Source organism: Nostoc sp. DedSLP03 (assembly GCF_034530815.1).
GTDB lineage: Bacteria > Cyanobacteriota > Cyanobacteriia > Cyanobacteriales > Nostocaceae > Nostoc.
The window spans coordinates 90,508-105,489 of sequence record NZ_JAVRCK010000009.1 but is presented as its reverse complement, the minus strand read 5'-3'; the positions used below and the strand labels follow the sequence as shown (position 1 = coordinate 105,489).

Annotated in this window: 10 protein-coding genes and 1 pseudogene; 4 read left to right on the top strand and 7 right to left on the bottom strand. The window is 42.8% G+C overall.

Annotated features, from left to right (window positions below):
- Positions 1-51 precede the first annotated feature (51 nt).
- On the top strand, positions 52-5,490 hold the full coding sequence (locus tag RM368_RS06670; protein ID WP_322693343.1) for a translocation/assembly module TamB domain-containing protein: 5,439 nt from the start codon (positions 52-54) through the stop codon (positions 5,488-5,490).
- A 194-nt stretch (positions 5,491-5,684) separates the two neighbouring features.
- Here RM368_RS06670 and RM368_RS06665 read toward each other — a convergent pair whose 3' ends face one another.
- From RM368_RS06665 to RM368_RS06640, 6 genes and pseudogenes are all read right to left on the bottom strand, one after another.
- Positions 5,685-6,596, bottom strand: coding sequence for a polysaccharide deacetylase family protein (locus RM368_RS06665; protein ID WP_322693342.1), 912 nt, complete (start codon positions 6,594-6,596; stop codon positions 5,685-5,687).
- A 730-nt stretch (positions 6,597-7,326) separates the two neighbouring features.
- Complete coding sequence (gene rpsU, locus RM368_RS06660; protein ID WP_069073011.1) at positions 7,327-7,521, bottom strand: 30S ribosomal protein S21; 195 nt, start codon at positions 7,519-7,521, stop codon at positions 7,327-7,329.
- Between the two features lie 123 nt (positions 7,522-7,644).
- The gene (locus tag RM368_RS06655; protein ID WP_292779617.1) at positions 7,645-7,959 is read right to left on the bottom strand and encodes an RNA recognition motif domain-containing protein; all 315 of its coding nucleotides are present in this window, start codon (positions 7,957-7,959) and stop codon (positions 7,645-7,647) included.
- 404 nt (positions 7,960-8,363) lie between these two features.
- Positions 8,364-9,224, bottom strand: a complete 861-nt coding sequence (locus tag RM368_RS06650; RefSeq protein WP_322693341.1) for a 3'(2'),5'-bisphosphate nucleotidase CysQ — start codon at positions 9,222-9,224, stop codon at positions 8,364-8,366.
- 319 nt (positions 9,225-9,543) lie between these two features.
- Entirely contained in the window at positions 9,544-10,401 is an 858-nt protein-coding gene (locus RM368_RS06645) for a sugar kinase (protein WP_322693340.1), read from the bottom strand.
- 127 nt (positions 10,402-10,528) lie between these two features.
- A pseudogene (locus RM368_RS06640) lies at positions 10,529-11,062 on the bottom strand (PadR family transcriptional regulator); the annotation flags it as partial.
- 335 nt (positions 11,063-11,397) lie between these two features.
- On the opposite strand from RM368_RS06640, the gene RM368_RS06635 reads away from it, so the two are divergent.
- From RM368_RS06635 to RM368_RS06625, 3 genes are all read left to right on the top strand, one after another.
- On the top strand, positions 11,398-11,811 hold the full coding sequence (locus RM368_RS06635) for a hypothetical protein (protein WP_322693339.1): 414 nt from the start codon (positions 11,398-11,400) through the stop codon (positions 11,809-11,811).
- A gap of 252 nt (positions 11,812-12,063) precedes the next feature.
- Positions 12,064-13,038: a DNA polymerase III subunit delta' gene (locus tag RM368_RS06630; RefSeq protein WP_322693338.1), complete on the top strand. Its 975-nt coding sequence runs from the start codon at positions 12,064-12,066 to the stop codon at positions 13,036-13,038.
- 219 nt (positions 13,039-13,257) lie between these two features.
- On the top strand, positions 13,258-14,451 hold the full coding sequence (locus tag RM368_RS06625; protein ID WP_322693337.1) for a Coenzyme F420 hydrogenase/dehydrogenase, beta subunit C-terminal domain: 1,194 nt from the start codon (positions 13,258-13,260) through the stop codon (positions 14,449-14,451).
- Between the two features lie 111 nt (positions 14,452-14,562).
- On the opposite strand, the gene RM368_RS06620 is transcribed toward RM368_RS06625, so the two are convergent.
- The gene (locus RM368_RS06620; protein ID WP_322693336.1) at positions 14,563-14,922 is read right to left on the bottom strand and encodes a VOC family protein; all 360 of its coding nucleotides are present in this window, start codon (positions 14,920-14,922) and stop codon (positions 14,563-14,565) included.
- Positions 14,923-14,982: the final 60 nt, after the last annotated feature.

Here is a 14,982-nt window from a genome sequence, read left to right as displayed (position 1 = left end):
TAATTTGTCTCTAGCCTCACTCCAGAAAAATTACTGGTAGTACTAACAATCATGACGCGATCGCCAAATTCAGAAAACAATCAGGAACCATCTAATCGTCGTCTGTGGCTCCTGCTTTTAGGACGTACCAGTTTGGCTTTGGGTGGGGTTTTACTAGTTGGAATTATAGTTGGTGCTTGGTGGGCTAGAAACTATGTATACAAAGATTTAGCACCGTTAGTACAGCAAAATCTTGAGCAATTACTGGGGCGTCCAGTAAAAGTTGGGAACGTTGAACGTTTTTCGCTTTCTAGTCTGAGATTTAGCTCTCTATCGATACCAGCCACTCCCAGCGATGCAGACCGGGTGGTAGCAAAAGCTTTGGATGTGCAGTTCTCGCCGTTGCAACTTCTTCTTAGTCGAAAACTGGCATTAAATGTCACCTTAGTTCAACCCAACGTCTATATTCAACAAGATAAAGATGGTCGTTGGGTGACAGCCCAAGTTAAGGCTGGGGAAGGAAAAGGTTTTATTCAAACTGAGTTGCAGTCACTTCAAATTCAAGATGGCGATATAGAGTTAGTGCCATTTACTGCACCGACTAAACCCAAAGGCTCAGTCATATTAGATCGAGTTGGTGGGATTGCCCGATTTTCCGATCAAAATCAAAGGATCGGTTATGACTTCAATACTCAATTCACTAGGGGAGGCACTGCTAAAATTGTTGGCGAAACCCTAGTAAAAGCTCAACAAACTAACCTGCAACTTTCAGCCCAAAATTTACAAGCATCCGATATCACTAGATTAATTCAGTTGCCGATCGCTCTGCAAGCAGGGTATTTAAATGCTGATTTAGGGGTGCAGATTCCACCCAAGCTGTCAGACATCGCAATTACGGGAACAGCTACAGCTAATCAAGTCACCGCTAAAATTCAAAATATTCCTCAGCCGGTTTCTAATTTTAATGGGAAATTTCTATTTCAAGGTCAGACAGTTACTTTAGATAATCTGAGTACGAACTTTGGCAAAGTTCCGATTGTGGCTAATGGAACAATTAATACTAAAACAGGTTTTAATGTCTCTGCTCTGATCAAACCAGTTAGTGCGAAAAATATCTTAGATACCCTGAAAGTAAATTCGTCAGTCCCAGCTAGTGGCGAAATTCAAGCAAAAATTCAGGTAGGCGGCGCACTTGAGCAACCAGTAGTCAGCGGTACGGTAAGTAACACCAAACCGATTCAAGTCGACCGCGTTCAATTTAATACCATCAACACTGATTTTCGCTTGAATGCATCCAAAACTGCGTCTCAACTTACTGTCTCTAATCTGAAAATAGTCCCCGCAGCTGGCGGTGAAATTATCGGCGGCGGTCAAGCTAATTTGGGAGCTAAAGATGGGGTAATATTTAATGCTCAAGCTGATGGAATATCAGGGGATATATTAGCACGCACCTACGGCGTTACTTTACCGATCGCAGTCGGGAATGTTTCCGCAAAAGCCCAAATTTCTGGCTCACTTCGCAAGCAGCCTTTAAAACTTGATGTTTCCGATGTTCAGATAACGCCGCCAGCCGGAGGACAAATCACCGCCAATGGTCAAATTCAACTGGCTCCCCAAGGTCAGGTAGGCGTAGATATTCAAGCTCAAGGTATTCCCGGAAATGCGATCGCTCAAGGTTACAGCATTTCAACTCCGATTAATGTTGGTGGTATATCTGCGAACGCTAAAATTACTGGTTCTCTGGGTACACCGTTAAATGTCAACGTTGCTCGCGTTCAAGCCAATCCAGACGTAGGAGGGCAAGTTACAGCTAGCGGACGAGTTCAGCTTGCACCCCAAGGTAGGGTGGCGTTGAATGTGCAAGCAAAAAATATACCAGGGGATGCGATCGCCAAAGCCTACAATTCCTCACCCTCCATTACCATTGGTAATGTCTCGGCAAATGCCGATATTTCTGGCACTTTGAGCAATCTGCAAACAGTCGCGCGGGTGCAAGCGCCTAGTGCCACCTATCCCACTAGCGGACGAGTTGTTGTTACCAAACAAGGAGAGAATATCGTCTTTCCCGATGCAGTTGTGAACGTCGCCGGTGGGACAATCACAGCTCAAGGTCAACTTGCACAACAACGCTGGCAAGGATCTGTCAAAACTTCTCAAATTCAACTCAGCCGTTTTTCACCACAACTGCGAGGACGGCTGAATAGCAATATTCAGTTAGCAGGCACAACCCAATCTTTCCAACTTGCAGATATTCGCGCTGCCGGACAAATCAGCCTTCCCCAAGGAGTAGCGCAACTGGCAAAACCGCTGACTGCAAGATTTCAGTGGAATGGACAGCAGATTATCGTTGAAAACGCAAGTACCGCAGGATTTACTGCTAATGGTGCGATCGCGATTCAGTCTCCCCCAACTGGCGCACCCCAAATTGCCGGATTTGATTTAAATGTACTGGCGCAGAATTTCAACTTACAAAATAGTGGCTTTAAAGTTCCTGGGGATGTAGCAATAGCAGGGCGACTAGATTTTAATGGAAAAGTTACAGGAACTCCAGATGTCCCCCAAGCTAATGGCAATATCCGGCTGCGGAATTTCAATGTGAGTAACTTGGCGTTTGACCGACTTTTAACTGGAAACGTGAATTTTCAAGGGGGACAAGGAGGAAGTCTGCGATTAGCTGGAAAACAAGACCGGATTGCCCTTAATTTAGGTGCAGATTATCGTCCCACTTCATTTTTAGTTAAACGCGATCAGGCAGTTACTACGGGTAGAACTGAGGGAGATAACTTGATAATTAACGCCCAACAGTTTCCCATCGCTCTGGTTGGCGGCTTTTTACCTAACAATCAATTGAAACCACTGGGCGGGCAATTATCGGGTAATTTAGTTGTCAATCTGAATAATTATGCCATTGCAGGAGATGTGGCGATCGCAGGGCCTCGTGTTGCCAGAGTTGCAGCCGATGAATTTCGCGGCAACATCAATTATGCTGATGGTACAGCTAGCTTGGCTAATGGTCTATTGCGGATTGGCGATAGCAACATTGCTCTCAGTGGCAATGTGCAAGCAGGGAATGACCCGCAATTTCAATTCCAAGCTAATTTTGCTCAAGCCAATATCCAGAGACTTTTACAAGCGTTTAATATCTTCGACTTTCAAGACCTTAGTACCGGCTTGCAGCCTCCGACGTTAGCTGGTGCCGAAGCACTGGAAACTGAGCCTGTCAGCTTGCCGAATGCAGATTTGAAAACACAGTTAGCATACTTCTCGAATGTTACAACAGCGATCGCCAAAGAACAGCAAGTAGAGAAAAAACAAACCGCATCTTTACCCAGCCTTGCAGAATTAACAGGTGCTTTAAGCGGAGCAATTACAGCCAATGGCTCGTTAAAATCTGGGTTGAATGTTGGCTTTAATTTTCAAGGTGCTAAATGGAAATGGGGTAATTATTCCATCAATCCAGTCGTTGCTCAAGGTACTTTCGCCGATGGTATCGTCACCCTTTCACCCTTGAGTGTGGGGATTGACCGAGGACTAGTGGCGTTTTCAGGACAGTTAGGAACTGACCAAGTATCTGGAAAATTGAATGTAGCCAGTCTGCCTCTATCACTTTTAGAGCCTTTTATCGAAAAATACCCCGTAGATATCACTGGTAATGTCAATGCTGATGCCACTTTAGCAGGTAGTTTGCAAGACCCCAGAGTTCAAGGAAAAGTGGCGCTAGCGAATGCGACTCTTAACAAACAACCCGTACAAACAGGACAGGTGAACTTTGATTACAACAAAGCTCGCTTGAATTTTGATAGTACTTTACTCGTGACCGGAACCCAGCCAGTTGCAATTACAGGTAGCGTACCTGCTCCTTTGCCTTTTGCCAAAGTGCAACCTGATAGCAATCAAATTAACATTGACGCCAATGTGCAAAATGAAGGATTGGCACTGTTAAATCTGTTGACCAACAATCAAGTCGCTTGGGTAGACGGTCAAGGAAAAGTAGATTTAAACGTTAAAGGTACTTTAACCGAACCAATTATTAACGGCAACGCCACATTTAATAATGCTACTTTTAGCGCTCAAGCCTTATCCGATCCTTTAACGAATGTCACAGGAACAGCACTATTTAATGGTAGGACGGTAAGCGTTGAAAATATCCAAGGTAATTACAATCAAGGGCAAGTAACTGCATCAGGTATCTTGCCAATTTTTGATGCTCAACAAGCCGCAGCGAATCCCCTGACGGTATCAATTGCAGACAAACTCAATTTTAAGCTTGCAGGACTGTATGAAGGTGGTGTTGGTGGCGATGTCGTGATTCGCGGCACAGCCTTAAAACCTGTAATTGGTGGAGAGATTCAACTGAGTGATGGTCAGGTAATTATTGGCAACTCGCCTACTACTGCAAAAAAATCAGCAGCTACAGCAGAGTCTAACACTAAGGTCATAAATCTAGATAGACAACAAGTTAACCCTAACGCCACACCAACAGCAGATAATAACGCTAACTCAGTAGCTACAGTGGACGGAAGCACTAACTCAGTGGTTACAGTGGATGGAAGCACTCAGCCAGTGGCGACAACAGACGCAAGCACTAACACCGCAACTCCACCCAACTTACCTGTAACGTTTGCAGATTTAAAGTTGATTTTAGGTAAAGATATTCGGGTTACAACTCAGTCCTTTCTAAGCTTTGTACCAGGAGGAGCGGCATTAAGTCAGCCCCTATTGAGGTTTGACGCAACAGGCGACTTGACCATTAATGGTACATTAGCCAAACCGCTTCCTGAAGGAGTCATTCGTTTGACAGGAGGACGACTGAGCTTATTTTCTACTGAGTTTACCTTGGCGCGGGGCTATGAACAAACTGCGCGGTTTACTCCAAGTCAAGGACTTGACCCGACTTTGGATGTCCGACTGACGGCAATTGTACCGGAAGCATCAGCAAGGAACACTCAAACTTTGGAATCACCATTGTCTTCTGAAGTCAGTGATGTTTCTGTAAACAACTTTGGGACTTTACGTAGCGTTACCGTTCAAGCGAGGGTGAACGGCCCAGCTAGTAAATTGGGTGAGAATCTAGAACTGACGAGCGAACCTAGCCGTAGTAAGGGAGAAATAGTTGCTTTGCTGGGTGGCTCAATTCTGGGTTCTTTCGGTCAAGCAGATGCAGGCCAAGGGCTGACTAATTTCGCTAGTTCTACCATTTTAGGTAGTTTACAAGGAACTATCACTGCGATCGGACAAGCTGTTGGTTTCAGTGAATTTCGGATATTTCCGACTCCATCGATTAATAATGATGAATCAAAAACATCAAGAGCTTCAATTCTGAATTTATCAGCGGAAGGTGTGTTTGATATTAATAAAAATTTCTCTGCCTCTTTATCACGCGCTCTTTCTAGCGATGAATCTTTCCGTTTCAATGTCCTCTATCGAGTCAATGACGAAATTTTGATGCGAGGCTCAACTGATGTGGGGGATGAAAATCAACTCCAAGTTGAGTATGAAACCCGATTTTAGATTGTTGTATTGGCATTGTCAGCCGAAACAATCGCATTGCTGGCCAATAAACTAACTAATTACCCGGACATGATATCACTCAATACTGTTTGGTCAAGGCAAGAGACGGCGATTTATCGCGTCTTTGACGAGCAATAATTTTCATCAAAAAACCTTAACCGAACTGTATTGGGATATCACTGATGATTAAGTTGTTAGTTTGGATGTTCTTGATTTGTTAGGGGTGATGCTGCTGTCTCCACACTTTTTTCTTGGGCTTGTATTTCCAGTAGTTGGGGAATTGTCACAAATCTATAGCCTTGGGCCTTTAAACCTGCGATCATTTCTGGTAAAGCTTTGACAGATTTGGAACGGTTGCCACCCCCATCGTGCAACAGTACAATTGCACCAGGTTTTGCATATTTCAGCACATTTTTAACCAGCCCTGGAACTTGAGGCGAACGACGTTCAGCATCTCCCGATTGTTCTGACCACATCATGACAGCGTATTTCTCGTTTTTGGCATATTCGGCTAGCCCATTGTTCAGAAAACCCCCAGGAGGACGAAATAGAGTAGTTTTCTCTCCAGTAGTCTTGTAGATGATTTCTGCTGTACGATCGATTTCATTAGCCGCAGTAGCTAAGTCCATGTGGCGATACCAATGATGCCATGTGTGATTACCAATTATGTGACCATCAGCAGCCACTTGCTTGGCAACTTGAGGAAAATATTTCACCATTTCCCCGATCATGAAGAATGTGGCTTTTATATCATTTTTCTTCAAGATTTCTAAAATCTGTGCTGTATTTTTGGGGCTGGGGCCATCATCAAAAGTTAGGGCAATAACTTTCTCATTCGGTTTTAGTTTCCCTTGATAAACGATTGCTCCCTGAAATGCCTTTGGCACTTCATTCATCTGCTCTGTGACTGGATTTATGTTCTGTGCATCTGCACTCATCAGCTTGTTATGACTCGCTTTAGCATTCTCGCTTTTTGGCTTGAGAATTCCCAACAAATGCTCAAATCCGCTTGTGGTTAAAAGCAAGCTGATACCTAAACTACTAGCACTAGTAACCAATATAACAATTATTATTTTCAGTAATAAAGATAATTTACGACTAGACACATTAAATCTCCTCAAATATTAGTTATTGGGGATTGGTTTCTCCCTGATGTTCCCATACCTTATATCATGTCCGCGTGATTACTTATTAAACTGGAATTACCCGGACTTGATATTATTCTTAGCCTGTTGTAATTAATATATCTATTGCTGAAAGAAAAAAGAAAACAATAAAATACCTTGAAACATTCCAGCTAAAGTATGTCTCAATTTAGTCAGTACTAATTTGCCACCCTGATTCTACTGAATAAAATAATACTCAGTAAATTTAGCTGACCAGTAGAGCCAGCAATGATAGCAGTATAACCGTAACCTGGAGAAATGCTAGGTAATCGTTATATCATGTCCGGATAATCGCTTACGATCAAAGTAGTGAGTGCGAAGATGAGTAATATCATGTCCGGTTAATTAGTTATAATTCCCGTAATCTATGCAGAAACAAGAAAATTCCTCTTTCCCCCAGCTAAGAAGCCCCCAGCAAGAACTGCGGGATTAATGATAAGTCTTTACCGGACACGATATTAGTTAGGGGCGCATAGCTAGCTGTAAGCCCATACTTCACGCAATTGAAAACATGTATAATTCAGTAGCGCCGAAAGTAAATACTGCGATACTACGAACAATGTTGTTTATTGATTGATGTATGCTAATTACTTGTGGCTTGCCAGTGCTATGGCAACAATGAAGAGATGTTGGCTAGATGTCAAATCGAAGCGCAAATTTGCTTGGACTTTTAATTGAAGCGAGAACGTTGTTGACGACGTTGTTTGTGCCTAGCAATTGCTTTACGCTTCTCTTTTTCTATCGGCGTCTCAAAGTGACGCTTTTTTCTCATATCTTGGAAAATTCCTGCTTTAGAAACTTCCCGTTTAAATCTTCTCAAGGCTGATTCAATACCTTCATTCTCTCCTAAAACTACTTGTGTCATTCTCATTCCTCCTTAATATGGATGAATAGTTCAAGACTAGATACCAAATAAAATATTCCAGCAGAATGGAGCCTTTGGCTTTATCTGCTGGAGACTCTAAATGTGAAATTTTCAGGAATCGACTTAGTAGCGATTGTTGTTGCGGCGGGCATTATTACCGCCACCCCAGCTACCGCGAGAGGAGTTGCTTCTTTCCTCACGAGGTTTAGCTTTGTTCACTTTCAAATCACGTCCCATCCACTCAGCGCCATCAAGTGCATCAATGGCAGCTTGTTCTTGTGTGTCTGATTCCATTTCCACAAAAGCGAACCCACGCGGCCGGCCTGTTTCCCGATCTGTGGGGAGTTGAACACGGTTTACTGTTCCGTATTCTGCAAAAGCCTGCTTTAGGTCATCTTCTGTAACCTGATAGGACAGGTTTCCGACGTAAATTGACATAGAAATCTCCGAATTCAGGGAGTGTAGAGAGTTAAATTCGGAGAGACGGTTTTTAGAAATCAAAACGAGTTACTCAACCGAAAATAATCTTTATGTCCATGAGTGTAGCACAGCCTTCAGCCTTTGAATATTGTCTGATAGTGAATTTTATTCACAAATCAAACCTTTAAAGACGGTTTGCAGACTTTCTAAAGACTGGCTTTTTTGCTTGTACTATATCAAGTTACACTTTTAATCGGAAATCGTAATTAACTTGCGATCGCCCAGATATTTAGTGTTTTCAAAATTAAGCTGTGGACTAATAGGTAAAGATTATTATTCGTAATCAGATTAATCATACCACGATTGAAAGTCTTAAAAGCAAATTAAAGCAAATTAAAAAATATTTATCATCCAGTATCCCGTTAGCTATGATCAAACTGCGCTAAGATACCTTCTGCTTTTTTACATAGTAGTTCGTGATATTCACCATTACTAGCTAGCAAACCTCCCCATTGATTGATATCACCAGTGTTATACTGCAACGGCGTGCCATCGAAGTGAGTAAATTTACCACCAGCTTCTGTTAAAATCAATTCTGGAGCGGCTATATCCCAGTCTTTGGGCGCAGACTTGCCGGAAAGAGAAATGTAAATATCTGCCTGTTGCTCAACAATGGTGGCGATTTTGCAGCCTACACTACCCACAGATTTCTGATTTTGACAGGGTAAATTTTGTAGTAGATGATCTAATCGTTGGTTGCGGTGAGAGCGACTAACGACTAAGGTTAAATCCTCAATTCGTTTACCTGAAGACACTTGTAAAGGAACAGATTCGTTACGAGTTTCTACAAATGTACCCCCACCTTTGGTAGCGTAATATAACTTTTGAGCCTCTGGTACTGCCACCACTGCCAACACTGGGCGTGTTTCCTTGACTAAAGCAATGTGAACTGCATAGTCGCCAGTTTTTTTGATAAAATCTCGCGTGCCATCTAAAGGGTCAATTATCCATACCCAAGGGGCAGAAGCCTGTCTACCACTACTTGACGATTGATAAGTTTCTTCGCTGATGTAAGCAAAATCTTCGTTACCCAAAGTTGCTTGTAGCCTCTGCAAAATGTATTGACTTACAGCTACATCGGCAACAGTGACAGGCTCATTCTGCTTATATTGGACTTCTAAATTAGGGTTTTTTGCAGTACCGTGGTAATACGATCGCAGTATATCTGCTGCGCCCCAACCTACCTCACGAGCGATCGCTAATATTTCTTGTAAATCTTTCATTTTTAAAAATATATATAGTAAGGGACTGGGGACTGGGTACTGGGGACTGGGGAAGGTGGGGTTCCTGAAGAGGATAAGGGGTAAATGGGGACTGGATGAAAAGTCTTTTTGTATCTAAGTTTTATCATCTGTTGATGTCCTAACCACCAAGGCTTGTGCTATATAACGTGATTAGAGGCGCACAGCGATACTTAATTTAACTAATTACTAATTCGTAATTCAAAGTCTTAAATTACGAATTACGAATTACGTTAGCGTAGCGTTAGCGTTAGCGTAGCGGTAGCGAGTACTCGAGCGTCCGCAGGAGCGTCATTACGAATTATCTTAAATCCATCCAGCGCCGAGTACCAAAAAATTTACAGGAATCAGCAGCAATATTAGCTGCCAGTGCCAGTGCATCAGTAAAGCTTTGGCTTAAAATGTAATGACAAAAAGCACCGTGGAAAATATCTCCAGCCCCTAACGTATCAACCGCTTGAATCTGCGGCACATCTACGATACCAGTTTTAGTGCCACTCAAGTATTCAATTGGTTTTTGTCCGTGGGTAATGGCGATATGAGGAATGTCAAATCCACTGAGATAGCTAAATACGTCTTCTCTAGTTTGGCAGTTGGGGGGATAAAAATTAGCTGAACAGATAGCGTAATCCACAAACGGTAGAATTTGCTCAAATCCAGGCTTCCAACTACCACCATCGATCGTTACTGGGATATTATTGGCTTTAGCCATTTGAGCTATGGAATTACCAACCGCCATCTGATGTCCATCAATTAGTACGATATCGACATTTTGCAAAATATCTGACGGGATAGAGGCGCTGCTAGCTTGAGTTTTGACAGCATTGATCGAAACCACAGCACGTTCACCTGTAGCTTGAGTGACAATAATCGAAGATACAGGCGGTACTAAATCAGTGGTAGGCTCAAGGTCTGCGATCGCAACTTTGTAATTTGCTAAGTCATCCCGAATGAGCTGCGTCATTGGGTGAGAACCCACTACACCCAAGACTGTAGCCCGATTTCCTAAATAATTGAAAGTTACAGCCGCGTTTGTTGCTGGGCCCCCTGCCGCTACAGTATAGTCAGTAGCAACAATCTTCTGATTATTCTTAGGGGCAGAGTCAGCAAGGTAAATCAAATCTAAAGTTACTAAACCTACAAATAATCCACGATTCATCTGCTCTTTCGTTCAAAATTCAATTGGAGAATTCTGGCTCACTTCGACTCCTTTCGACTTCGCTCAAGGCAAGTTGCTCAGTGACCTCCTGACTCCTGAATTCTTTTTTGGTAAATGGATATGGCTCTTGACGACTGACAACTTCGATTACTGTTTTTAACCAATCAATATAAGTTTCTTCTCTTCGGATGATCAACTCCAGCACCAGCCTTTGCATCACCTGGTTGCGGTTGGCAGATTCATCACCGATTGATGGCAAATCGATGATTTCACATTCAGCCAGCTTTTTGCTTCGAGCCGCTAATTGTTGCTTTAGTAGGTCAATGATGGTTTCATTCGACAACTGATCTGCAAAATGCAACTGGACGAGTAAAGGTTCTCTGATAGTCGGTAAGGGCTGATGAATCCCTAGCCATCGCCTAAATTCCGCTTTCCCTAGCTCCGTCACACTGTAGACTTTGCGGTTGGGGCGATCGTGTTGAATCTCAATGTTACAGGTAATCCAGCCTTGCTCAACTAGCTTATCGAGAGTTCTGTAAATTTGTGCCTGATCTGCTGGCCATAAATGGGCAATGCATTGATCGAAGCAGCTCGTTTTCAGGTCGTAGCCCGTCATTTCTTGCTGCTGAAGAAGACCTAAAATTACATTTGCTAGCGACATGAAGATGGTTTTCCCATAATTGATATTTTCTGGCTCGGTTCTACACTGTGTACTTCTTATAATTTTATGCTAATATATGATTAATCAGATATAAGACATAACGGTTATAAAAAGATATGCTTATTATAATGCTTCTTAGCAAGGAAACCAAATAGATAAAAAACTCCATTCACCAGGGCATGGGGAAAAAGAAAGGAATAAGTTAAAGGTTACAGGGTATAGATTATTCCCTATCACCTGTTACCTCTTTCCTAATTCCATCCCAATGCCTAATTCTCAATGCTTAGAAATTACTTAAGCCATTGAAGACTATTGTAACGAGAGGATAAGTAACATTGACTTATAACACACTTACAGAAAGAATACGTCAGCATCAATATCTGCGTGATTTACGAAACAAATTACTCGACCTTCACAAGATGTTGCTGGAGACAGAACGCATTGCCTACGAACAGGTTAGTGGACGAGTATCAAGTGGAGAACTTCTTCAGCTAGTCATCGCTCACGAACAATTTGCTTGGCTACATCGCATTTCTGAGATGGTTGTGCAAGTTGATGAAATGCTCCAAGCAGATGAACCGATATTGCTGGACGATTTCCAAAAATTGATTGCTGATGTCCGTACACTCATTGTACCGTTAGAGACGGGTAATACCTTCGAGAGAAAGTATTACAACGCTCTCCAGCGCGAACCTGGTGCTGTGTTGGCACACGCGGAGATATCCAGATTTCTCACGTCTAAGGTTTGATTGCTAATTTACCCAAACAGTGCTGAGTACAAAAGTAAGAATCGTACTCAGCACTTGGGCACTCATCAATAGACCTCTTGGCATTTGTGCTTTTTGCACTCTTAGGGGAAAAGGGTAAAGGTTAAAGGGGAAAGGGAAAATAACAAACCTTTCCTCCTTTTCCCGACTTTTGCCAAGAAGTTTAATCAACTGCCACCAAAGGCTGAGGTATTTCAGCTTTATGCCATAGCGATTGTCCTGTCACGTCGATTAATGACTAACGATCCATTTGCACCAGTTATCGGACAACAGCAAGCTATAGAATTACTCACTCAGGCTGTCAGACAAAACCGGGTTCCTCCAGCCTACTTATTTGTGGGGCCAGATGGTGTAGGCAGGAGTTTAGCAGCCAGATGCTTTGTGGAATTGCTATTTTCTAATGGGATGGGAGTTACTGCATCTTTACAAAACCGTTTGCGTCAGGGGAACCATCCAGCTTTATTATGGGTGGAACCAACGTACCAATACCAGGGACAACGATTAACAGCAGCAGAAGCAGCCGAAAAAGGACTCAAGCGTAAAGCACCACCTGTAATTAGACTAGAGCAAATTCGGGAAATTACCGAGTTTTTAGGTCGTCCGCCCTTGGAAGCACCGAGAAATGTGGTGGTGCTGGAAGAAGCGCAAACAATGGCAGAAGCCGCAGCGAATGCTTTACTTAAAACCTTAGAAGAACCGGGACAGGCGACATTAATTTTAATTGCACCGACACTTGAATCTGTGTTGCCGACTTTGGTATCACGCTGTCAACGCATTCCTTTTTATCGTTTAGATGCACAGTCTTTGGCTGTTGTACTCACACAAACAGGCCATCAGGAAATTTTGTCAAATCAGGCAGTATTGAGCATAGCAGATGGGAGTGCGGGAAGTGCGATCGCATCTTACAAGCAATTACAAGCAATTCCCCCTGAGTTACTCGAAGACTTGAAAAAAGCGCCTAAATCTTACCGTAACGCCTTAGAATTAGCCAAGACAATTGATAAGGATTTAGATACAGAAGCACAACTGTGGTTAATTGATTATCTTCAGCAATCTTACTGGCAGCAGTGGCATCAACCTAGTATCATTAACCAGCTAGAAGAATCTCGAAAATACTTACTTTCTTACGCTCAACCGAGACTAGTTTGGGAATGTCTGCTTTTATCTGTGTATCAAAAATCAAATTCTATTTCTTCTACTCATCGCTGAGTAAAATTGCATTTCTATAGTTCCTCATCAAAGCCTCAGTACAATATTAATTAATTTGTAGCGAAATAAATTAGGCAAAACTCTGCGTTACTTTGCGTTTACTTTGCGTCCCTCTGCGTTTCAAAATATTACAATCTCTTGTTCATCCTCTATCGTCAAGTTCATAGCGAGTGAAGGTATTGTAATAAAAGCGATTCCTGGATAAAACAAAAAGTTTATATGACCTCAGTTTCTCCTCACAAAAAAGCCAGAGCCTTAAAACCTAGCAGCCGCCGCCCTGCAAAGGAACTCTGTAGCGAGTGCGGGCTATGTGATACATACTATATTCACTATGTCAAGGAAGCTTGCGCTTTTATTAATCAACAAATAGGCGAACTAGAACTTGAAACACACACGCGATCGCGCCATCTCGAAAACCCCGATGAACTCTACTTTGGTGTTCATCAAGACATGATAGCGGCGAAGAAACAACAGCCCATTGAAGGCGCACAATGGACGGGTATTGTGAGCAGCATTGCCATTGAAATGCTGAATCGCGGCTTAGTTGAAGGTGTAGTCTGCGTGCAAAACACCAAAGAAGACCGCTTTCAACCCATGCCCGTCATCGCCCGGACTCCAGAAGAAATACTAGCAGCACGAGTAAATAAACCAACACTTTCCCCGAACCTTTCCATATTAGAACAGGTGGAAAAATCGGGGATGAAGCGGCTGTTGGTAATTGGGGTTGGTTGTCAAATTCAGGCATTACGAGCCGTAGAAAAACAACTTGGTTTAGAAAAGCTGTATGTTTTGGGTACGCCCTGCGTAGACAACGTTAACCGCGCCGGACTGCAAAAATTCTTAGAAACCACCAGCAGATCGCCTGATACAGTTGTGCATTACGAATTTATGCAAGACTTCCGGGTTCACTTCAAACATGAAGATGGCTCATCAGAAACAGTGCCTTTCTTTGGCTTGAAGACTAACCAACTCAAAGATGTCTTTGCCCCATCCTGTATGAGTTGCTTTGATTACGTCAACTCCCTAGCTGACTTAGTTGTTGGTTACATGGGCGCACCCTTCGGCTGGCAATGGATTGTAGTTAGAAATGACACAGGTAAGGAAATGCTGGATTTAGTGAAAGACCAGTTAGATACCCAACCAGTAACGTCTAAAGGCAACCGCAAAGAAGCCGTACAACAAAGTATTCCCGCTTACGATAAAGGCGTTACTCTACCGATGTGGGCAGCAAAACTGATGGGTGTGGTAATCGAAAAAATCGGCCCCAAGGGTCTAGAATACGCACGATTTTCCATTGATTCTCACTTTACCCGGAATTATTTGTATGTAAAGCGCAATCATCCAGAGAAATTAGAAGCGCACGTTCCAGAATTTGCCAAGCGTATTGTTGGGCAATATAAATTACCAGAATAGAAGAGGGATTGGGGACTGGGGATTGGGTATTGGGTATTGGGCATGGGGATTGAATTTTCAATTTTGAATTTTGAATTTTGAATTTTGAATTGATTTCTCCCCCACTCCCCCTCACTGCTGACTCAACTCGATAATATTCCCATCAGGGTCTTGAGTGAACAGGGCAGCGCGACCGGAAGCGCTAGCTTGAATGGGATAATTATGATTGAGGAATTCCTGTTTAGCCGCGTCTAAGTCAGCTACTGTGAAGGCAACGTGGGGATTACGTCCCCACTTTTCGTTTGGGTTTTCCGTGGGGACAGTGGTTGCAACTATCAGGTGAATTTGATAGTCGCCGACTTGATACCATGCACCAGGGTAGTTTAGAGAACGATCTATTTTGGATAATCCCAATACTTTGCCATAAAAATGTTCAGAGCGTTCTAAGTCAGTCACAAGAATCGCTGTATGGAGACTTTGGGTAATCTGCATTGTTAATAAGATGTTAGTAAGATGCGATCGCGTTTATTTAAATTTTGGCGTAGTTTAAAC

Excerpts from the sequence above, each read along its gene's own strand:
- RM368_RS06630 (WP_322693338.1), top strand. The coding sequence starts at position 12,064 with ATGACTAACGATCCATTTGCACCAGTTATCGGACAACAGCAAGCTATA.
- RM368_RS06620 (WP_322693336.1), bottom strand. The coding sequence starts at position 14,922 with ATGCAGATTACCCAAAGTCTCCATACAGCGATTCTTGTGACTGACTTA.
- RM368_RS06625 (WP_322693337.1), top strand. The coding sequence starts at position 13,258 with ATGACCTCAGTTTCTCCTCACAAAAAAGCCAGAGCCTTAAAACCTAGC.
- RM368_RS06655 (WP_292779617.1), bottom strand. The coding sequence starts at position 7,959 with ATGTCAATTTACGTCGGAAACCTGTCCTATCAGGTTACAGAAGATGAC.
- RM368_RS06670 (WP_322693343.1), top strand. The coding sequence starts at position 52 with ATGACGCGATCGCCAAATTCAGAAAACAATCAGGAACCATCTAATCGT.
- RM368_RS06650 (WP_322693341.1), bottom strand. The coding sequence starts at position 9,224 with ATGAAAGATTTACAAGAAATATTAGCGATCGCTCGTGAGGTAGGTTGG.
- rpsU (WP_069073011.1), bottom strand. The coding sequence starts at position 7,521 with ATGACACAAGTAGTTTTAGGAGAGAATGAAGGTATTGAATCAGCCTTG.
- RM368_RS06645 (WP_322693340.1), bottom strand. The coding sequence starts at position 10,401 with ATGAATCGTGGATTATTTGTAGGTTTAGTAACTTTAGATTTGATTTAC.